Annotated in this window: 21 protein-coding genes; 14 read left to right on the forward strand and 7 right to left on the reverse strand. The window is 43.2% G+C overall.

What is annotated here, in order from left to right:
- Nucleotides 1-655 precede the first annotated feature (655 nt).
- Together hisS and BLS28_RS15645 are read right to left on the reverse strand one after the other, a co-directional pair.
- Nucleotides 656-2,032: a histidine--tRNA ligase gene (hisS, locus tag BLS28_RS15640; protein ID WP_091169093.1), complete on the reverse strand. Its 1,377-nt coding sequence runs from the start codon at nt 2,030-2,032 to the stop codon at nt 656-658.
- A 271-nt stretch (nt 2,033-2,303) separates the two neighbouring features.
- Complete coding sequence (locus tag BLS28_RS15645) at nt 2,304-3,353, reverse strand: hypothetical protein (RefSeq protein WP_091169096.1); 1,050 nt, start codon at nt 3,351-3,353, stop codon at nt 2,304-2,306.
- 961 nt (nt 3,354-4,314) lie between these two features.
- Here BLS28_RS15645 and BLS28_RS15650 point away from each other — a divergent pair.
- From BLS28_RS15650 to BLS28_RS15670, 5 genes are all read left to right on the forward strand, one after another.
- Entirely contained in the window at nt 4,315-4,977 is a 663-nt protein-coding gene (locus tag BLS28_RS15650) for a 3-keto-disaccharide hydrolase (protein ID WP_208102382.1), read from the forward strand.
- A 130-nt stretch (nt 4,978-5,107) separates the two neighbouring features.
- Entirely contained in the window at nt 5,108-6,844 is a 1,737-nt protein-coding gene (locus BLS28_RS15655) for a GMC oxidoreductase (RefSeq protein ID WP_091169100.1), read from the forward strand.
- 20 nt (nt 6,845-6,864) lie between these two features.
- Nucleotides 6,865-7,512, forward strand: a complete 648-nt coding sequence (locus tag BLS28_RS15660) for a gluconate 2-dehydrogenase subunit 3 family protein (RefSeq protein ID WP_091169104.1) — start codon at nt 6,865-6,867, stop codon at nt 7,510-7,512.
- Between the two features lie 607 nt (nt 7,513-8,119).
- On the forward strand, nt 8,120-9,238 hold the full coding sequence (locus BLS28_RS15665; RefSeq protein WP_091169108.1) for a Zn-dependent alcohol dehydrogenase: 1,119 nt from the start codon (nt 8,120-8,122) through the stop codon (nt 9,236-9,238).
- An 8-nt stretch (nt 9,239-9,246) separates the two neighbouring features.
- Nucleotides 9,247-10,044 carry an alpha/beta hydrolase gene (locus BLS28_RS15670; protein WP_091169111.1) on the forward strand — a complete coding sequence of 266 codons (798 nt, stop codon included), beginning with the start codon at nt 9,247-9,249 and terminating at the stop codon, nt 10,042-10,044.
- 193 nt (nt 10,045-10,237) lie between these two features.
- Here the strand turns inward: BLS28_RS15670 and BLS28_RS15675 are convergent, their stop codons facing one another.
- The gene (locus BLS28_RS15675) at nt 10,238-11,134 is read right to left on the reverse strand and encodes a hypothetical protein (protein WP_091169114.1); all 897 of its coding nucleotides are present in this window, start codon (nt 11,132-11,134) and stop codon (nt 10,238-10,240) included.
- Between the two features lie 93 nt (nt 11,135-11,227).
- Between BLS28_RS15675 and BLS28_RS15680 the strand changes: the two genes are divergently transcribed.
- Complete coding sequence (locus BLS28_RS15680) at nt 11,228-11,680, forward strand: 3-oxoacyl-ACP synthase (RefSeq protein ID WP_091169118.1); 453 nt, start codon at nt 11,228-11,230, stop codon at nt 11,678-11,680.
- A gap of 311 nt (nt 11,681-11,991) precedes the next feature.
- Nucleotides 11,992-12,369, forward strand: a complete 378-nt coding sequence (gene rbp, locus BLS28_RS15685) for an RNA-binding regulator (protein ID WP_091169120.1) — start codon at nt 11,992-11,994, stop codon at nt 12,367-12,369.
- 153 nt (nt 12,370-12,522) lie between these two features.
- Here rbp and BLS28_RS15690 read toward each other — a convergent pair whose 3' ends face one another.
- Entirely contained in the window at nt 12,523-13,701 is a 1,179-nt protein-coding gene (locus BLS28_RS15690; RefSeq protein WP_208102381.1) for a sensor histidine kinase, read from the reverse strand.
- 244 nt (nt 13,702-13,945) lie between these two features.
- Between BLS28_RS15690 and BLS28_RS15695 the strand changes: the two genes are divergently transcribed.
- The 7 genes from BLS28_RS15695 (at nt 13,946) to BLS28_RS15725 (ending at nt 21,626) form a co-directional block, all read left to right on the forward strand.
- Entirely contained in the window at nt 13,946-14,791 is an 846-nt protein-coding gene (locus tag BLS28_RS15695) for a dienelactone hydrolase family protein (RefSeq protein WP_091169127.1), read from the forward strand.
- Between the two features lie 81 nt (nt 14,792-14,872).
- Complete coding sequence (locus BLS28_RS15700; protein ID WP_091169130.1) at nt 14,873-15,835, forward strand: lysylphosphatidylglycerol synthase domain-containing protein; 963 nt, start codon at nt 14,873-14,875, stop codon at nt 15,833-15,835.
- Nucleotides 15,832-16,962 carry a glycosyltransferase family 2 protein gene (locus BLS28_RS15705; RefSeq protein ID WP_091169132.1) on the forward strand — a complete coding sequence of 377 codons (1,131 nt, stop codon included), beginning with the start codon at nt 15,832-15,834 and terminating at the stop codon, nt 16,960-16,962. Before BLS28_RS15700 ends, BLS28_RS15705 begins: the two co-directional genes overlap by 4 nt.
- 221 nt (nt 16,963-17,183) lie before the next feature.
- Nucleotides 17,184-18,392, forward strand: a complete 1,209-nt coding sequence (locus BLS28_RS15710; protein ID WP_091169135.1) for an ABC transporter permease — start codon at nt 17,184-17,186, stop codon at nt 18,390-18,392.
- 40 nt (nt 18,393-18,432) lie between these two features.
- Nucleotides 18,433-19,671 carry a PP2C family protein-serine/threonine phosphatase gene (locus BLS28_RS15715; protein WP_091169137.1) on the forward strand — a complete coding sequence of 413 codons (1,239 nt, stop codon included), beginning with the start codon at nt 18,433-18,435 and terminating at the stop codon, nt 19,669-19,671.
- A gap of 86 nt (nt 19,672-19,757) precedes the next feature.
- Nucleotides 19,758-20,354 carry a ribonuclease HII gene (rnhB, locus tag BLS28_RS15720; RefSeq protein ID WP_090532602.1) on the forward strand — a complete coding sequence of 199 codons (597 nt, stop codon included), beginning with the start codon at nt 19,758-19,760 and terminating at the stop codon, nt 20,352-20,354.
- 57 nt (nt 20,355-20,411) lie between these two features.
- The gene (locus tag BLS28_RS15725) at nt 20,412-21,626 is read left to right on the forward strand and encodes a glycosyltransferase family 4 protein (RefSeq protein ID WP_091169140.1); all 1,215 of its coding nucleotides are present in this window, start codon (nt 20,412-20,414) and stop codon (nt 21,624-21,626) included.
- Between the two features lie 80 nt (nt 21,627-21,706).
- On the opposite strand, the gene BLS28_RS15730 is transcribed toward BLS28_RS15725, so the two are convergent.
- The 3 genes from BLS28_RS15730 to BLS28_RS15740 form a co-directional block, all read right to left on the reverse strand.
- Nucleotides 21,707-22,678, reverse strand: a complete 972-nt coding sequence (locus BLS28_RS15730; RefSeq protein ID WP_091169143.1) for a transglutaminase family protein — start codon at nt 22,676-22,678, stop codon at nt 21,707-21,709.
- Nucleotides 22,679-22,774: 96 nt separating this feature from the next.
- Nucleotides 22,775-23,710 carry an alpha-E domain-containing protein gene (locus BLS28_RS15735; RefSeq protein ID WP_090532596.1) on the reverse strand — a complete coding sequence of 312 codons (936 nt, stop codon included), beginning with the start codon at nt 23,708-23,710 and terminating at the stop codon, nt 22,775-22,777.
- A 95-nt stretch (nt 23,711-23,805) separates the two neighbouring features.
- The gene (locus tag BLS28_RS15740; RefSeq protein WP_090532594.1) at nt 23,806-25,254 is read right to left on the reverse strand and encodes a circularly permuted type 2 ATP-grasp protein; all 1,449 of its coding nucleotides are present in this window, start codon (nt 25,252-25,254) and stop codon (nt 23,806-23,808) included.
- Between the last annotated feature and the right edge of the window lie 75 nt (nt 25,255-25,329).

Below are 25,329 nucleotides of genomic sequence, written 5' to 3' on the forward strand. Positions count from 1 at the left end.
AGCAAAATTTCCCGCTTAAATACTTCCTGGGGGATAATGAGAATGCAATCAAAATACAGATATGGTGCGCTTTTATTGCCGATCTTCTAATCAAAATTGTCCAGGTACAACTCAAAAGACAATGGTCTTTCTCTAATCTGAGTTCTATTATAAGACTCCATCTGATGAGTTATATCCACCTATTTAACTTTCTGAACGATCCGGAGAAACTGTCCGTCATGTCAACAAATCACTCACGGCAACTAAAATTGGGGGGGCTTGGACATCCGCTTTAAAACCTAAATCCTTCTTTTTATATCATAATGCAGTCTTTTTATAACAATAACAAACTTTACCGGACAACAGTGAATTTATTTCGGCACCCCATAGGACAGATGGCCGTTTTGCTTAGCATGGCCGCTTAGCGAGTGGGGTGCTGAAACAAGTTCAGCATGACCTTGTTTTTTATTATGTCATGGGCGGCCTATCGAAGCATGTCGGGTAGGGCTCTGCGCGCGACCCTTCGATTGGCTGCATGACATGTTGTAGAATCCAGACTTACGAAGTTTTCAAAACTTCGTAAGTCTTCCCCGGATTTGTCATTTGCCTAAACTATAAAAGGAAATGAAAATACGCTGCGTACAAAATCAAATTCCGCCAATCCAAGAAAAACCGTTTAATCCCGGTTCAGTTTTGCTGCAATCTCATCCGCCGTCAATTTTTCCTGAACCCCGCTTGCCATGTCTTTAAATGTCAATAACCCGGTTTGCATTTCATCACCGCCGATAACTACCACATAAGGGATGTTTTTGTTGTTAGCGTACTCCATCTGCTTTTTGATTTTCGCACCTGCGGGATAGAGTTCGGTGTTGATATTATGGCGACGGAGCCGCTGTAATAGAGGTAAGCTATAAAGTTCGCCTTCTTTATCGAAATTGCATATAAGTACCTGCGTGGTTTGATTGCTGCCGGCCGGGAAAAGGTTTAGCTCTTCCAGTACGTCATAGATCCTGTCGGCCCCAAAGGAGATCCCTGCGCCGGTAAGGCCTTTTAAGCCAAACATGCCGGTAAGGTCGTCATAACGTCCGCCGCCGCCGATACTGCCCATATTTACTTCGTTGGTTTTCACCTCGAAGATGGCGCCGGTATAATAGTTTAAGCCGCGCGCAAGGGTAATATCCAATTCAAGCTTAGCGGTTTGAAGCGGGCAACGTTCTATATAGCCGAAAACGGTTTCTATTTCGTCGCAGCCTTTTAAGCCGATCTCTGATTGGGCTAATGCTTCACGAAGGCTTGCCAGCTTTTCGGTGTTGTTGCCTTCCAACAGGATAACAGGTTTTAGTTTGTCGATATCGGCATCGGTAAAACCTTTTTCAAGCAGTTCTTTAATCACGCCATCAAGGCCGATTTTGTCAAGCTTATCAATAGCTACAGTCAAATCAATGATGTTATCAGCTTTGTCTATAACTTGTGCAATTCCTGATAGTATTTTTCTATTGTTGATCTTTATGCTGAAATTTTTAAGGCCAAGTTTGGTTAAAGCTTCATCATAGATCATAATAAACTCGGCTTCGTTCAGTAGTGAATCAGAACCTACCACATCCGCATCGCATTGGTAAAACTCACGGTAACGGCCACGTTGGGGCCTGTCGGCACGCCAAACCGGCTGCACCTGGAAACGTTTGAACGGAAAAGTGATCTCGTTTTGGTGTTGAACTACGTAACGGGCAAAAGGCACGGTTAGGTCGTAGCGTAGGGCTTTTTCGGAGATAGCAGGCGCAACAGAATTAGAATTGCGTTCAATAAGTTTTTGTTCGTCAACCTTGGCCAGATAATCACCGCTGTTAAGTACTTTAAATATCAGCTTATCCCCTTCTTCGCCATATTTCCCCATTAAGGTTGATGAGTTTTCCATGGTGGGTGTTTCTATCTGCTGATAGCCATATTTGCGGAAAACGGATTTAATGGTGTCGAAAATATAATTGCGTTTCACCATTTCGGCGGGTGAAAAATCGCGGGTGCCTTTGGGTACTGATGGTTTAATGGATGCCATGCGGCAAATGTACAAAAAAGAGGGCTATGCGATGGATTGTCGTGTCGGTTACTAAGCATGCGGGCCACAAGCCGGGAGGCTTGCGGCAGCGATTAAAAAAGAGAAGCGGTTTCGCCTGCGAAACCGCTTCTCTTTTCCCCCTTTGCTAACGCCCGGCTCTTGCCGGGTGTTGACTATCAAACGGCCTCTGGCCGCCGAAGCCCCGTTATACAGGCCAGAGGCCTGGAAATAGTTGCCACCCGGCTGGAGCCGAGCGCCTGCGTAGTTTTTTTTACTTATGTGTATGAAAACTCAGGCTTGTTGCAAAGCCAATGGTAACATACCCATAGCTATCTTCAAAAAACTGGTTGTAATCATCCTGTCCACGGTAGCCACCGCCAACCATAAGGGCAGCATCAGGCATAAAGGGAAACTGGTAATAGTATTTCAGGCTCACGTTTAAGCGTTTCTTGAAATCAAAGGTTGAGTAATTATCGTACTTATCGACAATATAGGTAAAGTCGAACCGGATGCGCTGCCAGTTTTGGTATACTTTTTTGTTCTTATCAATAGGGTCGGTATAGGCTTTGGCGAAGTTGTACATACGACTACCATTAATGCGGATAAAGCCATAATGATCTTTCAAGCCTTCGGACAGGCCAAGGTTGAATAAACCGGCGTGGACCTCTAAACCCAGGTTATCATAACGGTTGATGATCAGGTCTTTTTTATCGAAGCGTTTACCGCTGTAATAAGTTAAAGTATAAAAGTTGGTGGTGAACTTGCCGCTATCCCGGTTAAAGCTGCCGTCGGGATTAAGTGATGGTCCGCGTACGCCGTTGGAATGATGCGAGTAACCGAACGAAAAGAACTTTGGATTGTAAGTGTCCTCGTTCACCCTGAAATACACCGTACCGCCCGGCATAAAGCTTGGCGATTTTACCGGTGCCCCGTGTGAGGCCAGCAGGCGGATCTTCACCCGTGGGGTAAACACAAAAAAGAAACGCGACTTTGGCGTGCTGAATAAAACGAAGTTCGGCGCCAGGTCGGCAGTGAGCTGGGTTTTTATTTTGTTAAAGTAATCGTTTCCTCCTTCGGATACACGCAGGTTTTGCTCGTAAATGTAATCAAATGCCCGGTTAATCAGCCGCTTTTTCATCAGTGCGCTGTCGGCCAGTGTATCTGCCGGGGTAGCTGTGCGGGTATTCGCAGCCGCTGTTAAATTGTCAACAGTAATAAAAAGGAGCAGTAAGCAAATCGCTTTTAATGCAAATGTTAAACTAAAACGCCGCGTTAAACCAGATTTCTTGAAACCTGGTTTTATAAAATAAAAAGTGATCAATGTAGTAAGTGTTAAGTACCGATAATGCTTGGGTTATAGTTATTTATGATTAATCTTATGTGTTAAAATACGGTTAACCACAATGGCGCAATATTACTTATTATAAGTTTTTGTACACCGGGGGATATGTCAGGACTAAGTAAATGTATCCCTAAACACTTTCTTATGACATTGGCCAGAAATTATGAACGTTTGTTGGCTGTTTGTCAATCGGCCCGGCGCCGACGCCGGTATAGTGTTTGCTAAAGCCCGGGCTTATTTTGCCCCCTGGGCAAAACAACACCTTTCCATCCAGCATTATGGTGGCAGGATTTTGTCAGCACTCCTTATTGTTCATTCTGCTTAATCCAAAAAACTTTAAAATCCATTAAAAACAGCGAAAATAAATAGGGTTTTTCAGGCCCGCACATGAAATACCTTTGAAATACTCCTTTAGGTTTTACTAATTGATAATCAATTGTTTAAAGTTGTTTCGCTTTGTTTTTTAGGTGGCTGATTACCAATGTGTTTCATAAAAAAGCCGTTCCGCTGTTTCTCTCCCAAAAAATGGAACATTACTGTTTTTTAAAAAATACCGGCCGGCGGTTTTTCACTTTTTTGTGGGGAATCAAAAAATTGGGACACCTCATTTGTTACAATCAGGCGCCCGCTCGATGTTATCCATCTACTATAAAATGTCCATTGTAACCAAGCTTTTACCTCAGTTTTCGCAGGCTTATACTTTATTTTTGCGATAATCGTTTTAGCATTAAAAAAAAGCCAATATATTTAGCCCAACCTAAAAAAATGTTCAGTTAATTTGCAATTAAAACGTTTTATCAACATACGCCCTTAAACAGTTTTATACTTTTTAAGTCAGATACCTTGTACAAAGCAAAACAATGAAACCAACAGGAGCCGCCGCAACCAACCAACGCTATTTTAATGGCGGTTCTGATACTATAAAAACAACTATAATTTTATGAAAAAAATCATGCTTGGCCTGATGGCCATCCCGGCTTTTTGCCTGTCGGTATCGGCACAAACCAAACTGTTCGATGGGAAAACCACCAATGGCTGGCACACCTACTTAAAAAAAGACGTTGTAGGCTGGAAGGTTGTTGATGGTGCTTTGCAACTCGATCCTCAGGCAGCAGAAGGTCATGGAGATCTGGTTACCGATGGCGAGTACGAAAACTACGAACTTACCTTAGAGTGGAACATTAGCAAAGAGGGTAACAGCGGTATTATTTTCGGGGTGCATGAAGACCCTCAATTTGACGCAACTTACTTAACTGGCATGGAAATGCAGGTGCTTGATAATAAAGATGCCAGCGATAACAAAAAAGCCAACCACCTTGCGGGTTCATTGTATGATATGATTGCCCCTTCAAAAGATGTATGCAAACCGGCCGGCGAATGGAACAAAGTGAAATTGCGCAAAAAAGATGGTCAGCTTACTTTCTGGCTTAATGGTACCCAAATTGTTGATGTAAAAATGGGCAGCGACGAATGGAACAAAGTATTAGCTGATAGCAAGTTTAAAAACTGGAAAGGTTTTGCCCAATATCCTAAAGGCCACATTGCTTTGCAGGATCACGGTCACCTGGTTAGCTACCGTAACATTAAATTGAAACAGCTTTAATATTTTTTATGAACAGGGTACGGATATAGTGCCCTGTTCATATCTTTATACCATAACTTAAATTGTGTTAACATGCTCCAGGCATGTATAATTTCTCTTCGTATAAGAAAGAAGGATACTTTGATATAATATGAGCGATCTGCAAATTAAAAAATCATCAGCCACCTATGATGTGGTGATTGTTGGTTCGGGTGCCGGCGGGGGTATGGCCGGTTACGTATTGGCCAACGCCGGGATAAAAGTTTTAATGCTTGAGGCCGGTGCTTACTTTGACCCTGCTAAAGATTCACAACAGTTAAAATGGCCATGGGAGTCGCCGCGCCGCGGTGCCGGTACTACCCGTCCTTTCGGCGATTTCGACGCTGCCTATGGCGGTTGGGAAATCGACGGCGAACCTTACACAACAAAAGATAAAACAGAGTTTTTCTGGTTCCGCTCGCGGATGCTGGGTGGTCGTACCAATCACTGGGGCAGGATCTCATTAAGGATGGGCCCGCGTGATTTCCAGGCCAAAGACGGCCTTACCGATGACTGGCCAATCACCTATGACGATGTAAAACCATACTATGATAAGGTTGACCGTATGATAGGTGTTTACGGTACTAAAGAAGGTTTGGAGAATGAGCCGGATGGTATCTTCCTGCCTCCGCCAAAACCGAGGCTTAATGAGCTTTATATAGTAAAAGGTGCTCAAAAAGCAGGTGTTAAAATTATTCCGGGCCGTGGTTCGGTATTAACAGAAGCTTTACCGGGCAATAAAGACCGTGGCGCATGTTTCTTCTGCGGGCAATGCGGTCGCAGTTGTAAAGTTTATGGTGATTTCTCGGCATCATCATGTTTGGTAATCCCGGCTATTAAAACCGGTAACTTAAAGGTGATCACCAACGCTATGGTGCGCGAGGTGATAACCAACGCCGAAGGCCTAGCTGTCGGTGTATCGTACGTTAATAAAGAAGATTTGCAGGAGTACCAGGTTAACGCCAAAACAGTTATCCTTGGTGCAAGCGCAGGCGAATCGGCCAGGATCTTGCTTAACTCAAAATCGGCCCAGCATCCGGGCGGTTTGGCTAACAGCAGCGGTGTTGTAGGGCATTATCTGCATGACTCAACCGGGTCAAGTGCCGGTGGTTTCCTTCCTGAATTAATGGACCGTAAGCGTTACAACGAAGACGGTGTTGGCAGTGTGCACATCTACTCGCCATGGTGGTTAGATAATAAAAAACTGGATTTCCCTCGTGGTTATCACATCGAGTACGGTGGTGGCTTACATATGCCATCATACGGTTTTAGCGGTGGTATCCAAAACATGAACGGCGTTGTTCCGGGCCGCGATGGTAAAATGAAAGATGGTGGCGGCTATGGTGCATCATTAAAAGATGACTATCGTCGTTTTTATGGTACCCAGTTTGGTATGGCCGGTCGTGGTACTGCAATTGCCCGTTATGATAATTATTGCGAAATCGATCCTAACGTAGTTGATAAATACGGGATACCTGTATTGCGTTTCCATTACAAATGGGCACCTGACGAAATTAAACAGGCTAAGCACATGCAGGAAACCTTCCAGGAAATTATGCACAACATGGGCGGTGCAATTTATGGTGGACCTCAAGGCCCTGAAACCAACTATGGTTTGGAAGCTCCGGGTAAGATCATCCATGAAGTAGGTACTATCCGCATGGGTAACGATCCTAAAAAATCGGCCTTAAATAAATGGTGCCAGGCGCATGATTGTAAAAACCTGTTTGTGGTTGACGCTGCTCCATTTGTGCAGCAGGGTGATAAAAACGCCACATGGACAATCCTTGCGTTATCAATGCGTACTGCAGAATATATTATTCAGGAAAGAAAAAAATTAAACGTTTAACAAGCTAACATAACAATTTTATGAACAGACGTGACTCCCTCAAAGCCCTGGGCTTAGGAACACTTTCGGCAGGATTATTACTGGAGGCCTGTAAAACCGATACTAAAAAAGGCGCAGAAGAATCAACCACCGCAGCAGCCGGTGACGAAGTAGGTCGCCAGCCGTTTGAGGTTGAGCGGGATAAAAAACTGCATGCCGACAAGTTTTTCACCACAGCAGAGATGGCAACCATCACTGTGCTTGCCGACATCATTATCCCTAAGGATGATAAATCGGGCAGTGCTTCTGATGCCAAGGTGCCTGATTTCATCGAGTTTATTGTAAAAGATATGCCGGATCATCAAACCCCGATGCGTGGTGGTTTACGTTGGTTGGATTTACAATGCCTTAACCGTTTCGGTAAACCATTTACCGATTGCACAAAAGATCAACAGATTCAATTGATTGACATGATCGCTTACCCCGCTAAAGCTAAGCCAGAAATGGCACAGGGTGTGGCTTTCTTCAACCGCATGCGTGATCTTACAGCATCAGGCTTTTTCACCAGCGAAATCGGGGTGAAAGATATTGGCTACGCAGGTAACCAACCCGGCAAGTGGACAGGTGTACCTGATGATATCCTGAAGCATTACGGTATGGAAAATGTGAAGGCTTCGGCTTCGATGTAAGAAAAAACATGTCATAGATGAGGGACGACGAAGCAATCTAGTAGCTATTCGGTGCGGATCTGTTTCCGTGCGGCTGCCATGCTGCGCTCAAAATGACATGGAGGTTATTCTTGCGCCCGTTTGCAACGAATGCTTAACTTGGGTTTGCGTTTATGACGCAACTGGCGATACAATCGCCGAACCATATTAAGCGCCCGTTGCAAACGGGCGCAAGTTTTTTTTAAGATTACTTTTCAATTTAACTCCTACGGCTCCACGCCAAATGCGGATAAATTTACCGCCAGCTTCCCCCCTTTTGCTTCCTTATAATTGAAGTTTAAAGTGATGTAAAGGCTTGATTATTAACAATAACTACAGGCGTGGAAAACTGGTGTATTTTATCCGATGATCCTTTAAAAACATTGCTGAATGTTATAAAGAGCCTTTTCGTGGATAATATAAGCCACTTTTTGGACAATTTGCTAAAGTTTTAGAATCATGGCTTAACCTATTTTTGTTGCATAGGCTTGGCGTATCCAGCACTGCTGATATGGTAATCTATGGTAATTGCTATTATTTGCACCACCGGTTTAACGGTGTATGAAAAGCGTTTAACATATCCCCAATTATGGCCATAATATGCAAGGCAGCTATTGCCAATGGAAAGGGTGGTTTTTCGGTACAGGATATTGTGGTGAATGAACCGAAAGAAGATGAAGTGCTGGTTAAAATAAAAGCGGCGGGACTTTGCCATACCGATCATGACTCATTGAGCTGGGGAAAGCAGCTCATTATAGGTCATGAAGGCGCTGGTATTGTGGTTGCTGTTGGGAAAAATATTAGCAGTGTACTACCCGGGGATAAGGTGATCTTAAACTGGGCCATGCATTGCGGCAAATGCTTTCAGTGCCTGGAGGGTAACCTGCATTTGTGTGAAGTAGCCTCGCCGGTTGCAGCCGGCGGCAATGGCTACACTCCGGGCCATGCCTGTCTCGACGGAACAACTTACAATGGTGAACCTATTTTAAGGTCTTTCAACATAGGAACAATAGCCGGATATACTTTGGTAAAAGAATCTGCTGTGGTAAAAAACACATCGGAAACCATGTCATTCCCTGCTGCAAGTATCATCAGCTGTGGGGTGATGACAGGCTATGGCTCAGTTGTAAATGCAGCCAGGCTAAAAGCATGTTCATCGGCAGTTGTATTGGGAACCGGCGGTGTAGGCCTTAATGTAATACAAGGTGCAAAAATTGCCGGCGCGGGTATGATCATAGCTATTGATATTAACCCTACCCGGCTTGAAATGGCTGTTAAGTTTGGTGCAACACACACTATTTTAGCCACGAAAGATGATATAGGCCTGCTTAAAGCCGCCGAAGAAGTAAAAAAACTTACGGGTGGGCGCGGGGCAGATTACGCTTTTGAATGCACTGCCATCCCCGAATTAGGTGCAGCCCCCTTAGCAATGGTGCGCAATGCAGGTACGGCCGTACAGGTAAGCGGGATTGAACAGGATATCACTATTGATATGCGCCTTTTTGAATGGGATAAGATTTACCTTAACCCGCTTTATGGTAAGTGCCGCCCGCAAATTGATTTTCCGGATATAGTACAACATTATACCAGCGGGCACTTATTACTTGAAGAAATGATTACACATACATATTCTATAAACGAACTTGATAAAGCTTTTGACGACATGCTGAAATGCAGGAATGCCAAAGGGGTTATCGTGTTCGACTAAAAAAGCTCATGCCATTTAAAACAACAGAAATTTCCAATCCGCAATATGAAAGTAATCAGCTACGGTTTATAACCGTAAAAACGCCCAATCTAAAAGGCCGTGGTGATATCTGTTTATATGTACCGCCGGGTGCTAACAAGAATGAGGTTTTGCCCATTGTAATATTACTGCACGGTGTATATGGCAGCGCCTGGAGCTGGGCTATGAGCGCAGGCGTTCATTTAAAAACCAATGCACTTATTGAAAAAGGCGAATTGCCAAGAATGATATTGGCCATGCCGTCAGACGGGCTTTGGGGCGACGGATCGGGATATTTACCGCACAGTGGCTTTAATTTTGAGCAATGGATTGCCGACGATGTGCCTACTGCTGTAATGGAGAATATCCCCGGCGCAACACCAAACTCGCCGCTGTTTATAGCTGGCTTATCTATGGGAGGCTTCGGTGCCTTAAGGATAGGCGCAAAATACGGGCATAAGTTTAAAGCCATTGCCGGGCTGTCGTCTATAACAAGCCTGCCACAGATCAAACTTTTTGCCGGCGAGCCCTTAAAAACCTATGCACAGGATATTGTGGACGATGAAGATGTGTTTGCAACATTTAAAAAATACAGGGCCCAGCTGCCGCCTGTTCGGTTTGATTGCGGTATAAATGATTTGCTGATTAACTATAATCGTGACCTGCATAAAAAGCTGGATAAGGAAAAGATCCCTCATATTTATGAAGAAAACCAGGGTGGACACGAGTGGTCATACTGGGCAAAACATATTATTTCAACCCTTAAATTTTTTGCCGGTAAGCTGTAGATAAGGCAGTTAATATAAACTAACGACTGGCTTGTAATGTGCGAATATCATTATTTTGTCAGTTTTAATTAGGCATATATACCATTATTGCACTTCGTAACGTTTATCTACTTTGTAGGTTAACGCCTGCAAATAGTGATAAGGTTTAGGTTTAAAGCCCCCAAGCAGCGAGTGCAAGGGGGCTTTTATTTTGCTAAAGGTCACACAACACTTTTACAGGGTATTTTTTATCGCCAAATATTCTGAGGCGTTTTTCTAAATCAAGAAATTCTGCTTCGAGATCTTCAAAAGTACTAAGTCCGCTTAGTGAACCAGACTTTTTTAGCCCAGGCAACATTTTTAAGGTGCCGATACTTTCAAGCTTGCTATTGAAGCTTGTTAGATTTTTATGATTTATGCTAAATTGAACAATGCCAAAAAAGAAATTGCAATTTCCTCCCTCTTTTTCAAAGTTCCAGACACGTTCAATTCCTGGCTGCAGTGCCCTGGTTTCTGATTGATCGTAACCGGTGCCCATCTTTCTGCCAATTATCTCACTGTTTAGTAAATTGGCCAAAGTAGGTTTTTCTTTTGCTCGATAGGTTGTCAACGCAAAACGATAATCACATGCGCCGCGGTGTTGGATAATATCGATACAGATAATCACCCTATAACTGTCGTCGATATGCTTAAAGGTTAGTGCTGTATCTGGCTTAAAGTATAAGTTTGTAATGGTTCGGTATGTTTTAGGTGCTCTTATCTTAACGTTTTCCAGGGATATCTTTTTCCAGAATCGTTCAAGTTGGTTGTGCCGGGCTTTCCCTTCGTTTACAGAACTTTCGGTCCAAATCGCGACGCTGATGCCTTTGTCAATCATTCTCTTTACAAGGGATAATATTTCAGCATTGATTTTCCCGATTTCCCAGTATGCTAAGGCACAGGCTGTGATATAAATTTCGTTGTCATAATCGTCAAAATGGCTTAATTCCATCACCGGAAATTTGTCTTTGATGAGTTCAAAATCAACCTTACTGTCATATAGGTCCATAATGCCCCAATAAGTATCATGAGCAAGATCTCCGTCAATTATTTTTACCCCGTCGGTAGCCATATAATTTATGTTGTTAAAGAACTGCTAAATAAAGAACTATTATTAACTGATGTTAGCCTTTTCCCTATTTTCGTTTTTTATTTGATTTAGTAGATGAGCGATTTGAAGAAAGAATTACACCAGTTATGTGTTAATCACGTGCGTAAAATTATGGAAGCCACAGAGCTTGCCATAGCCGATGCGCAAAAGTCGTCGACTGATGATACTAAAAGCAGTGCGGGCGATAAATATGAAACCGGGCGCGAAATGGCGCAGCAGGAAACCAACCGCAATATGGCGCAGCTAAATGAGGCAAACAAGCTGTTGGTTGCCTTAAACCGGATTGGTACCACCGGTGCCCCGGTACATGCGGAACCAGGTAGTGTGATAATTACCAATAACGGCAATTTTTACCTGGCCATTAGCGCCGGTGTTTTGACACTCAATGGCAAAACATTTTTCGCGGTTTCGCCCGCATCTCCAATAGGCAATTTACTTAACGGCAAAAAAGCCGGAGATGAGTTTGCGCTAAATGGAAAACGCTATAAAATTGAGTCGGTTGTTTAGGTTTTTAATACCGATTTATCTTCGGAAAATAACTTTATGTTACTTTAATATTAAAAAAATACGGGCGGCCCATTCTTTCTATATTTATTTTACGAAAACACTATATTTTCAAAACAAAACGGATTGGCCTTTGTATTAATGGGTTGGCTTTCACCATTTATTTCCTCAAAAGGGTCAAAAAAATAATTTTTTTTAAAATAAAAGCACTCATTCACATAAACATGCAGTAATCATCAAATATCTATTACTATATTTGATGTTAACAAAACGTGGGTAATTAACAAAGCATGCCCATTAAAAACTAAATATTAATGAACATATTCGTAGGAAGTCTTCCTTTTTCTTTAGGGGAAGCCGATTTAAAGCAGCTTTTCGAAGCTTATGGTGAAGTTAACTCCGTAAAAATTATTATTGACAGGGAATCAGGAAGAAGCAAAGGGTTCGGATTCATTGAAATGGCAGATGATGAGGCAGCACAACAAGCTATAAGCGGCCTAAACGGTTCTGAAGTTAAAGGAAGATCAATTGCAGTAAGCCAGGCAGAAGAGAAAAAACCAGGCGGCGACCGCAGAAGCAGCGGCGGCGGTTACGGTGGTGGTAACCGTGGCGGCGGTGGTTATGGTGGCGGCAACCGCGGTGGCGGTGGCGGCTATTCAAGAGATAACCGTGGCGGCGGCAAAAGCTGGTAAAAATATAACCTGAAGTAAAGTACCGGGCTTTTAGGTCGGTATTTTACTTTAAGTATTGCATCTATAATCTACCTTCAGGAAAACAACTTATTTAGGGATTTTTTGCCTACGCAAACCTCTATGCCCTATTATTGCTCCGGACAGGTTCTTTTATTATTGCATTTTTTGTGGGAGCCTTACCTCAAATACAGTCCCTTGGCCAGGTTTTGAGTAGATATTGATTGACCCTTTAAGGGTTTCGATCAGATGTTTTACTAATGCCAGCCCAAAACCAAATCCTGCTTCGCCGGTTGTTCCTGTTGTTGAAGCTGCATTGCCTTTCAGTATTTTTTCGATAGCTTTTTCATCTATGCCGACACCACTGTCCTTCACCTGGATTTGCAGTATATGGGTATGGTCGTTCGGTTCAAGGCTCAAATCTGCATTAACATAACCGCCAGCCGGAGTAAATTTTATGGCGTTTGAGATAAGGTTCCCTGTTATTTGTAACAGTTTATTCCGGGCAAAGGGAATCCGCTCCGATTCGGATGTGGTTGTAACCGTAAGCATAATGTTTTTATTGCGGGCTTGCGGAATAAAAAGCCGTTCAATTTTATCTTTAAATACAAGCAGGTTAAATTCCGCCCCATTGGATATGGGTTTATGATCGTTTTTATCAGCACTCAGGATCTCATCTGCAAGCTCCAGTATCGATCGCCCGCTTTTATGGATCAGGTTGGTAAACTCCAGCACCTCTTCTATCTGGTTTGACTCCCCCTGTTCGCTGATCAACTGGGCGAGGCCGATGATTCCGCTTAAAGGCCCGCGGATATCGTGAGCTACCTTTTTTTGTATTTCGCTGGCTTCAGCAAGCTTACTTTTTAGTTTGTTAATTACTTTCAGGTCTTTTAACCTGCTTAGTATTTCATTGGCAATGATCTTTAAAAGTTCAACCTTTTCGGGTGTGAGTTCCTTAACATTTTTATCAAGCACACATAAGGCCCCGATATTATGATCGTCGCCTACCTTTAGCGGTATGCCATAATAATATCTTAATTTGGGCCCGTCGGTTACATAAAATTTATCCCGGAAACGTTCGTCATTCCGCAAGTCTTCAACCTCAAAATATTCTCCGTCTATAATAGTATACTGACAAACCGAATCCTCACGGGGCATTTGTTCAATTTCTAAACCATGACCACTGATACTCCATTGTGTATAGGAGTCGATAAGATTAACCAGCGAAACCTCCGTGCCGGTAACTTTGGCTGCCAGCTTAGCCAGGTCCTTAAAACTGTCTTTGTGTTCGGTATAATCAAGATCAAATTCCGAAAGGCTTAAAAGCCTTTCCATCTCATTGTCAGGGATTGGCGGGACAGGCATATTAAATATATATTGGTAATTGTTATATACGTGTTTTTACCCAAATAAGATTCAGTAGATAATAAACAGGTGTGCATTAAATTTTAGGTAAGTGTGTATACATTATCATAAATTTATGCCGGTTAATCACATTATCCCTCGCGCAACTAAAACTGTATTATCAACGTAATTGTTTTAATGCACAACAGCATTCATTAACATAAAATTGAACCATATGAAAAAACTGCTCTTATTAACATTATTTATCAGCTTAACCACTATAACTTTTGCGCAGCGCAAAGTAGTTTGCTGTAGCAATCCATCGGCAACACAGCAGTTTGCTATGCTGGCCTCCGACACCCGGTTCAAAATGTCGCACAAAAATCCTTTGCCAATCCGCTTTCAAAGCAGTATCGGCGAGGTCATCACCTACAAAACGCCGGATGGTAAACAGGCATCAGCATTTTTCATGAAAGCCAAAAAGCCTACTAATAATTATTTATTGGTGATACACGAATGGTGGGGCCTTAATGACTATGTAAAAAAAGAATCGGAAAAGCTATATAATGACCTGGGTAACGTCAACATCATTGACCTCGACCTATACGACGGCAAGGTAGCTACCACACGCGAAGACGCGGGGAAATTTATGCAGGCGGTAAATGATGACAGGGCCCGTGCTATAGTAAACGGAGCCATAGCATATGCCGGCCCCAAAGCACATATTGCTACTATTGGCTGGTGCTTTGGCGGCGGGTGGAGTTTACAAACCAGCTTACTTGCGGGTAAAAAGGCGGTAGCTTGCGTAATGTATTATGGCATGCCCGAGCAGGACGTAAATAAACTAAAAACCTTAAACGCCGATGTGCTGGGGAACTTCGCCAATAAAGATCAGTGGATTAACCCTAAGGTTGTAGCTAAATTTGATGCTGATATGAAAGCCGCCGGAAAAAAGGTTTACCTACACCAGTATGATGCCGACCATGGTTTTGCAAATCCGAGCAATCCTATTTATAACAGCGATGCTACGAAGGACGCATATGCAAATACGCTGGAGTTTTTAAAGGCAAGATTGAAGTAAACAAAATTAACCGTGCAGTGTTGTATGGGGCAAGCTTTAGCATGCCCCATTTTTTTGTAACATTGCATAAAATTTATCTATTTGACACGCTCTGCTAAAAAGGTTGTTTCATATCTTCTTAAGGCCGGTATATTGATAATTGCAGGGTGGTTTATTTACCGGCAGTTCAACAAAAAGAATAACGACCTAAAGCAGTTTGAACATTTCGCATCGCAAATAAGTACTACCCATGTTGTTATTGTTATGGGGCTGGTGGTTATGTTGATGTTTTTAAACTGGTTTCTGGAGGCGCTTAAATGGCGCTATGTAACCAAAGCATTAATCAATATTTCATTATGGGAAGCCGTTGAGGCTGTTTTTTGCGGCCTTACCTGGGCTGTAACCACACCGAACCGGCTGGGCGAATATGGCGGCCGCGTTATGTTTTTGCCGCCCCGCAAACGTATTCCGGGCATTTTTGCCATGGGCGTAGGTTCATTTAGCCAGGGTTCGGTAACCAATGTTTTGGGCGTAATAGCCATGATCTGGTTTGTAGTCAATTTCATTCATGCCAATTTATTGCTGGCCTGGGGGGTAGTTGCTATCGGCGTTATAATTGTAGCTATGCAGCTGATATTTTATTTTCATATCAACTGGGCGGTTACTTTGCTTGACAGGGTTCCGTTCATTAAAAAATATCATCGCTTTTTTGAAGTAATGGGCCGGTATCACACCCACGAGCTTATCAAGATCATGGGTTTTAGTATTGCGCGGTATATCACCTTTTCAATGCAGTATTTTCTGGTTTTTCAGTTGTTGATGCCGCATATGGCTGTTGTATCCATGATGCTGATGCTGATGCTGTTTTTTGTGGTATCGTCAGCCATCCCATCGCTTGATCTTTTTGATATTGGTGTACGCGGATTTACTGCTTCGCACCTGTTTGTGTATGTGACAGATCAAAATATCGCCGTAATAGCCGGTGTATCGTCAATATGGCTTATTAATTTATTTATTCCTGCTATTTTAGGATCGTTGTTTGTTTTAAAACTCAAATTCTTTTGACCGCGCTGATTAGTATTATTTCATTATTTTCCATAGGGCTTTATGTGCTGTTGCTGATCTATCTCCGGATAGGCTGGGCAAAGGTCACAATCCCTCCGGTTATCGCCCAAACATTTAGCACCAAAGTTACTGTGCTTATTGCGGCCCGTAATGAGGAAGAGAAGATCCACCTTACCATTGAAGATATTTTGGCCCAGGATTATCCCAAACACCTGGTAGAGGTCATCATTGTTGACGATCATTCAACAGATAATACTGCGGCCATCATCAGCAGTTATGCGGCACAGGGCGTAAAGCTATTGCAGCTTAAGCTTGGCGAAACACTTAACTCCTATAAAAAGAAAGCGATAGCCGAAGCCATTAAACTTTCAACAGGCGACTTAATGGTAGCAACAGATGCTGATTGCCGCATGGGTAATCAATGGCTGCGTACTATAGTTGGCTTTTATGAGCAGCATGACCTGGTTATGATTTCTTCGCCGGTAACTTATTTCCAGGAGCAATCGGTGTTTGAGCGCATGCAAACGCTTGATTTTTCATCGCTTATTGGTATGGGGGGCGCGTTTTTAGGTCATGGTTTTGCTGCCACCTGTAATGGGGCAAATTTTGCTTATCGTAAAGATGTATTTTATGAAGTTGGCGGTTTTACCGGCATTGATGACCTGGCTTCGGGCGATGATGAACTTTTATTGCACAAGGTTGGAGAGCGTTATCCCGGCAAGATAGGCTTTTTAAAACGGCGCGAAGCAATTGTATATACCCACGCAAAGCCTAATTTAAAAGAGTTTATACAGCAAAGGCGCCGCTGGGCATCAAAATCAACCAAGTACAAAAATAAAAAAATGGTTGCCTTTGCGCTTAGTATCTGGCTGTGTAATTTTATGCTATTGCTAACCGCCGTGCTGGGTATTTTCGATATCTGTTTCCTGAAATTGTTTTTGCTTACTATCGGAATTAAATATGCGATAGACTTGTTATACATGACACCGATCATGAACTTCTTAAAACGGCGCGAACTGCTGCTGTACGTAAGCTTCGTTTTGCCGCTTAATATCCTTTATTTCGTTATTATCGGTTTTTTAGGGAAAAATAAGAAGTATGCCTGGAAAGGCAGAATCGTTAAATGAGCTAAAAGCTCAAGGCTAAAAGCATAAAGCTGAAATTGGGGCTTAACCAAAGCAGATCAGATGTACTGGATTTAGTGATAAGAGGCTCGTAAGCTTTATGCTTTCGGCCTTCAGCTTTCTGCTTTGAGCTTTCGGCTATCTAAATGTAAAGAAAGCCGTCCTTATTGCTAATTGCACCTATTTAAGCGATATTTAGCCTGTACACATGAACTATTAACACATTGGCCGAAATTACACCAGCAAAACGCACCTGGCATGTTTTTAAGCATAATAAAATTGCTTTAAGCGGGCTTGCATTTATCCTGCTTACGCTGCTTGTTGCGATACTGGGCTACCTCATTATGCCCGATGATACGCCCCTGGCCAATAATATGATCATACAGCTTAGTATAAAAAAGCCAGGCTCAACCTATATGATGTTAAAGCTCAGGAAAGCGGAGGCTGTTGATACTGTAAATTTGTTCAGCAGGATGCTGTATGGGCAGCCATCGTTTTATAAAGAAGTTCCTGTTACGGGGTATCATTTCGTTAAAGATTCTATTTACGTTAACGGATATATTGGCGATGAAGATAAGCCCGAGAAAAAAGCCTACAATATTTTTGAGGTAATGACCGGGCAAAAGCCGGTTTATAAAAACGGGAAGGTTATTTTTAATTATAACGGCCAAACAATTGCCCTGCCTGCAACCCCGGCTGTTTATCAAACGTTTGAAGCCCGCTTACGGGAGGAGAATATCGGGGCTAAAACCTTTTTACTTGGTACTGATGGTTATGGCCGGGATATGCTGAGCCGCCTGCTGCTGGGTACACGGATCTCGCTCGCTGTTGGTTTGATGTCTGTTATCATCAGTATGCTGCTGGGCGTAACTGTAGGGGCTGTAGCGGGTTATTTTGGAGGATGGGTTGATTCCTCATTAAGCTGGCTGATGAATATTTTATGGGCACTGCCTGCCCTGTTATTGGTGATCGCCATATCATTTGCGCTGGGTAAAGGATTATGGCAAATATTTATAGCCGTTGGCCTTTCCATGTGGGTTGAAGTGGCGCGCCTGGTGCGCGGCCAGGTAATGGGCCTTAAACAGGTGGAGTACATTGAGGCCGCACGTGCATTGGGTTTTAGCAACAAGCGTATTATAGCTAAACATATTTTGCCTAACATAACCGGGCCAATACTGGTTTTGGCCTCCTCAAATTTTGCCTCGGCTATACTTTTAGAGGCGGGGCTTAGCTTTTTGGGTTTTGGCGCACAACCGCCTATGCCAACCTGGGGCGGCATGATCAAGGAGCATTATGGATATATTGTTATGGACTCAGCTTTTTTGGCTATCATTCCTGGTATGGCCATTATGCTGCTGGTTTATGCTTTTAACCTGGTAACCGTTGGCTTGCGCGATGCCTTTGATATAAAATCACAAAGTACTCGTATTTAAAAATTATTTCCTCTATTTTAGTCAGCGTACTTATATCAATATGCTGAATGTAGACGACGGTTCCGGCGAAGACGAATTGATCAGGCTTTTGCTCAAACGGCAGTCGGAATTAAATTCTTTATTGGAAATAACGCGGGCCATAAACAAAAATACCGCTACTCCTATTCTCATTCAAATGCTGGAAGTTATTCTGCAAAACTATTTGCAGGTAGGTAAACTCAGGTTTTTGATTGAAAAGGATGATAAATTTGCCTGTATAGCCAAGTATGGCGGCGACGTTGAATCATCGGTAGTGCTGGCCCGTGCGTGTAAAAAGCTGAGTAAAGTTAAAGCGCCTATAGCTATTGCCGGGCATCGCGACCCCCTCCTTAAAAAATATAATTACTTTATCCCTGTATATCACAAAAGCAAAGCTCTTGCCTATGCCCTTATCGGCGATTTTAATACCTCGGGCGAGATGCTTAACAATGATCTCAATTTCATCCAAACGCTGATGAACGTGATCATTGTGGCGCTTGAAAATAAAAAACTTTTCCGCGAACGGCTGCAATCAGAACGTTTTTTGCGCGAGATGGAGCTTGCGGTGGAAGTGCAGAATATGCTGATCCCCATGCGTGAACATAAAGATGATAGTGTGGAGATTGGGGCTAAGTATCTTCCGCATCAAAACATCGGCGGTGATTATTTTGATTTTATCCGCCTTAATGAGCATGAGTTTTTATGGTGTATTGCCGATGTATCGGGTAAGGGTATTTCGGCTGCTTTGCTGATGGCCAATTTCCAGGCCAGCCTGCATGCCTGGGCGGCGGTTGAGGATGATTTGACCAATATTATTGACCGTTTAAATAAGATTGTACTCAGCAATACCAAAGGCGAACGGTTTATCACCCTGTTCCTTGCGCGATATAATCAAAAAAAACGGCGGCTTAATTATATCAATGCGGGGCACAACCCAACTATACTTTATTCAGAAGGCGGTGCCATTCCACTTAAACTGGGTACCACCATGATTGGGGTTTTTGAAGATCTGCCTTTTTTAAACGAGGGCGAAGTTGATGTGGAGCCCGGCAGCCTGATCTTTAACTATACAGATGGGCTCATGGATTTTGAATCGCCCAGCACCAAAATATGGAATGAGGATAAATTACTTGATTTTGTGCTTGCGCATGGCGAGCTATCGCCCGATAATTTTAACCAGGCGCTGTTGGATTATTTGAGCAACGTTTATAAAAGCAAGCCCATTGATGATATTACCCTGCTTACGCTAAAAATTTTTTAAGTAAAGGATGCGTTAACTACATGTTGAAAAACACATCATACTAATTGTTTTACTAACACGTTTACAACTCTTATTATATTTGCCGGATGTTATCAGCCAGGTACCAGTACGAATTTTTGGAAGCAGGATGCGATGAAGCGGGACGAGGATGTTTGGCCGGGCCTGTTTTTGCCGCCGCAGTTATTTTACCGCCTGATTTTGATCATCACCTGCTGAACGATTCTAAACAAGTTACCGAAGAGATAAGGTACCAGCTTCGGGCCGAAATTGAGGAAAAAGCGGTGGCTTATGCCGTAGCATCTGTTGATAATCTGGAGATAGATGAGATCAACATTCTTAATGCATCATTCCTGGCGATGCACCGGGCTATCGAAAAATTACATCTTGAACCCCAGTTTCTGATCATCGACGGCAATCGCTTCAAAAAATACCGGAACATCCCACATGAGTGTATTATACAAGGCGATGGAAAATATTTCAGCATAGCGGCCGCATCTATCCTGGCTAAAACCTACCGCGACGATTATATGATGCAAATAGCGGCCGAACACCCGGAATATGAATGGCATACCAACAAAGGCTATCCAACTATAAGGCATCGTGAAACCGTAATGAAGATTGGTTTTACGCCCTATCACCGCCGTACTTTCAGGGTAACCGACCCGCAGTTAAGTATTTTTTAATGAAGTTTTGAATACCACGTTCAGGATGGTATTTTTGTTAAAAACCAAATTCACCGTTTGAAGATCCTAATTTTAACACATCGTGTACCATTTCCGCAGAATGGCGGTTACGCTATTGTGGTTTGCAATACTATAAAAGGGTTGATTGCACTTGGGCATGAAGTTGCATTGGTGGCTTTAAACGGGAAAAGATATCATGGTAGTGTACAAACAGGCGAAGATGAGCTGATGCAGAAGATCAGGTACACATCATATGACATTAACATCAATATATCTGTACTTGATTCCATAACTAACCTGTTCAGAAAAAAATCAAACGATGTTGATCGTTATTACAATGCCGAATTTGAAAAACTCCTGCTGCGCGAATTGCGCCAGACGTCGTACGATGTTATCCAGTTTGAAGGCCTGTTTGTAACGCCTTACCTGGCCGCTATGCGTAAGCATACCAAAGCCAGGTTAATTTACCGGTCGCATAATATTGAACACCAGGTATGGATGAGGCTGGCACAACGAAAAAGCGACCTGTTTAAGAAGTGGTACTTGCATTTGCTGGCCCGCCGGGTGAAAGATTATGAACTGCAGCAGCTTAATAAATTTGATGCCATTGCTGTATTTACCAATGAAGATAAAAAAACGCTGTTATCATACGGTGTTACCATTCCGGTTGATATTTTTCCAGTAGGTATTTCCCTGACCGATTATAAGCCTGATTATAATAAAACGGAGTTCCCAAGTTTGTTTTTTTTAGGGTCGTTGGATTGGATGCCCAACCGGGAGGGGATTGAATGGTTTATTGAGAATTTTTATAAAGATCTTACCGAGGGCGACCTCCGTGTAAAATTTTATGTTGCCGGGCATAACATCCCCGATAGCTTTGATGAGTACGAAGCGATGGGAAAGATCTTTATCCAGGGTGAGGTTGACGATGCTTCTGAGTTTGTGAACAGTAAGGCTATTATGGTGGTGCCCTTGCTTTCAAGCGGTGGCATGCGGGTTAAAATAGTAGAGGGTATGGCAATGGAAAAATGTATTATCTCAACCTCATTAGGTGCCGAAGGCATCAATTTTACCAATGGCACTAATATCCTTATTGCTAATAACCGGCAGGAGTTTTATGATGCCATTGAACGCTGTATTACCGACGAAGAATTTTGCCGTAATATTGGCCTCAACGCCCGCCGTTTAATTGAAGAACAGCACGATGTGCATGTAATAGCACCGGGCCTTGTTGCTTTTTATCAAAGCCTGAACGTTGATTTACCTGAATAAGGGATTCCCTATGCCGTTGTTGGTGTGACAATAATTTCTCCGCTGCTGCCGCCAACTGGAAACTGCCACTGCCAACTAACCTACTGTTGCTGTTGTTGCTGCTGCTGTTGAATGATCTCCATATATCGCTGATAGCTGTTTTTAGGAAATTCGGCTACCGCGTGCATAGCCGGCGATTCGTGGGTTTTATCCTCAAAAACAATAGTATCTGCATCGTCAACAATTACTGACACTTCCAGCTTGTGGCCGTAGGCGCCTTTATAAACACCTTTAACCGGCGAACAATCTGAAAAATTGCGGCCCACAGCCAGGCGTACGTGGGTTTCATTGGCAATACAGTTATTTGTAGGGTCGATGCCAAGCCAGCCATAGTCGGGCACATACACTTCGGCCCAGGCATGGGTTGCGCCTTCGCCGCGCATAGCGCTGCTATGGGTGCAGATATAGCCGCTTACATAACGGGATGGTATTTTAAGCTGGCGGAGCATCACCATTAAAATATGGGCAAAATCCTGGCAAACGCCGGCTTTAAGCTTCCATACTTCATCCAGTGTAGTTTCAACCGTGGTAACACCTTTGATGTACTCAAAGTTTTTGTAAACCCAGCCGCAAAAACGAAGTGCTATCTGAAAGGGAGTTTCATCTTTACGCCGTTCCTGCTCAACTATTGCCTGTAGCTCGGGCAGGCCTTCAAAATATTCCTGCTTTAAAAAATCAATATAGGGCACCATGTATTGAAGGCGCTTAAGATCTTCCCATTGCTGCTCCGGAAAAATATCATTAACCGGAAGGGGGCGCTGTCGGGTAATGACAACCAGCTTTGAGTTTATAACCAGCATGTTGTGCTGGTTGCTGTAGGTGAAACTGCCAACCTCGTTGCCATAGTAGTCGGTATGAGTATCAACTACCGGGTTGCCGGTTATACTTAGCTCCTGTTTTACTACTTCCTGGTATTCATCTTTTATCGGGAACAGGATGATTTGGTTGGCGCTGTCACGAACAGGGCCTTCATAAGTGTATTTGGTGATATGTTGGATCTTAAATTCAGGCATTGTTTTAATTTTTTAATTTGAGGATTTGAAAATTTGAAAATGAAAAGATAGACTGGCATTTTCAAATCTTCAAATCAAAACATCTTCAAATTGTGATCATGAATTAGCAAAGTAATGTTGGTTTAATGAATTGCCTATGCCGTATAGCTCACTCCTGATCTGGGTGAGGAACAAGTGCAAGCCCTCCTGTTTGATACTTTTTACCGAACTATACTTTATGCGGCTTTGCAACCGGCCTATCTGAAACGACATTTCCCTGTAGTCATCGGCATTGCTGTCATTCTTCAATCTGTCGAAATAACGCTGAATATTATTTACCGAATAAATAACCGAGCGCGGAAAATCGTTGTTCAGTACAACCTGTTCCAAAACGTTTTCGGCCTCAAAACCTTCTCGGTATGTTTTTAAATACAGCTCGTAGCCACCCAATGAAAGCAGCAGGTGTTTCCAGTAAGTGGTATCAGTAAGCAGATCGGGGTTATCACTTATCGAGCTGAATTTAGTATCCAAAATATCAACCGACTGGATGGCCCGCTCCAGGTATTTGCCAATGTTCATAAAGGCACGGCCTTCGCCGCGCTCCATAGTGATCTCCACCGTGCCGTAATAAAGCATTACTTGTTTTATCAGCACGTCCAGTACCCCTATCGGGTCTTCCCGGTGCAGGGCGCGTTCCAGTCGCGGATCTTTTACGGTGTGGTAATATTCATTCAGGCATTGCCAAAGGTCTTTGGTGATGTGCTCCTGTACACCGCGGGCGTTTTCTCGTGCCAGTGTAATGATGTTGAGTATGGAATTAGGATTGTTTTTCCCGGTAACCATATACTTTAAAACCGACCGGCTGTCGTTGTCCAGCTTTTCGGCTTCGCCGGCGTTTAGTCCTGCAAAAATCCTCATTACGGGCTCCCAGGTAAATTCCTGCACCGTATCCTGCGATGAGGCATAATTAATTTTGAGCATCCGCAGCATACCATCGCTGCGCTCAATGTAACGGCTTAACCAATAAAAACTTGCTGCAACCCTGCTTAACATATGATCTGAATTTCGGAATTAGGATGTTCAATTTCGGATTTACTTAGCTCCGCATCCTTCTTATTTTTTATTTTGATTTAAAAGCCTTTTACCTTTCAGGCTAACACCCACGTGTCCTTACTGCCGCCACCCTGCGAACTGTTTACCACCAGTGAACCTTCTTTTAACGCCACACGGGTTAGGCCGCCGGGGACTATCTCAATGCCATCGGGGCCGTACAGCGCGTATGGCCTTAAATCAACCCTGCGTGGCTTTAGTTCGCCCTGCATGTAACATGGCGCCGCCGAAAGGCTGATGGTTGGCTGTGCTATGAAGTTACGTGGATCTTTCAGGATTTCCTTTTTATATTCATCTATTTCCTGCTCGCTTGCTGCATGCCCCATCAGCATCCCGTAACCGCCGCTGCCATTGGTTTTTTTAACCACCATTTTATTGAGGTTTTTAAATACCATTTCGCGTTCATCCGGATTGCCTAACTGGTGTGTTGGCACGTTTTTGAGTATGGGTTCTTCGTTTAGATAATAGCGGATCATATCGGGCACATAGGCATAAACTGCCTTATCGTCGGCGACGCCTGTGCCTGTAGCATTTACTATGGCTACATTGCCTTTACGGTAAGCTCCCATAAGGCCTGCTACTCCAAGCATACTTGCCGGGTTAAATACCAGGGGATCGAGAAATTCATCGTCCACCCGGCGGTAGATCACGTCAACCTGTTGCAGCCCGGTGGTGGTTTTCATGTACACTTTATGGTTGTTCACTACCAGGTCGCGTCCTTCTACCAATTCAACCCCCATCAGGCGGGCCAGCGTGGTATGCTCAAAATAGGCCGAATTATAAATACCCGGCGTAAGTAAAACAATAGTTGGGTTATGGATCTGCCGGGGTGAAAGCGCCAGCAGGTTTTTATATAGTATTGACGGATATTCGGTAACGCTGCGCACACTGCATTGAGGTAGCAGGTCGGGAAACAAGCGTTTGGTGATCTCCCTGTTCTCGAGCATATAACTTACGCCCGATGGGGTGCGCAGGTTATCTTCAAGCACGTAAAAAGTGCCGTCTTCATCACGGATAAGGTCGATGCCCGAAATATGTACATAAATATCATAAGGCACCTGGAGCTGGTACATCTCGCGCAGAAAGTGCGGACACGAATAAATAATATCAATAGGTACTATGCCGTCCTTTACAATAAACTGATTGTGGTATATATCCTTCAGAAACAAATTAAGCGCATTAAGGCGCTGCTTAATGCCTCGCTCAACAAAAGCCCATTCATCGGCAGTGATGATACGGGGGATAATATCAAAAGGAAAGATCTTTTCAATGCCTTCGCCGCTGTTATAAACGGTAAAGGTGATGCCCTGGCTCATGAAAAGGCGCTTGGCAAGCTCCTCCTTTTTGTTCAGGTCGTCGGCCGATTCCTTCGAAATGTAGTCTATAACTTTACGGTAATGCTCCCGAACATTAGCATCCAAGCCATACATTTCGTCCCAAACATTATCAATTGGGCTGTATTTGTCAAAATAAGCTGATTCTTCCATGAAAAAATTACAATAAATTAAAAATTGACAATCAGTTATCTTTCAGAATTGTAATTTATGAAGTGTTTTTGATAA

Source organism: Mucilaginibacter gossypii, from assembly GCF_900100945.1.
GTDB classification, from domain to species: Bacteria; Bacteroidota; Bacteroidia; order Sphingobacteriales; family Sphingobacteriaceae; genus Mucilaginibacter; species Mucilaginibacter gossypii.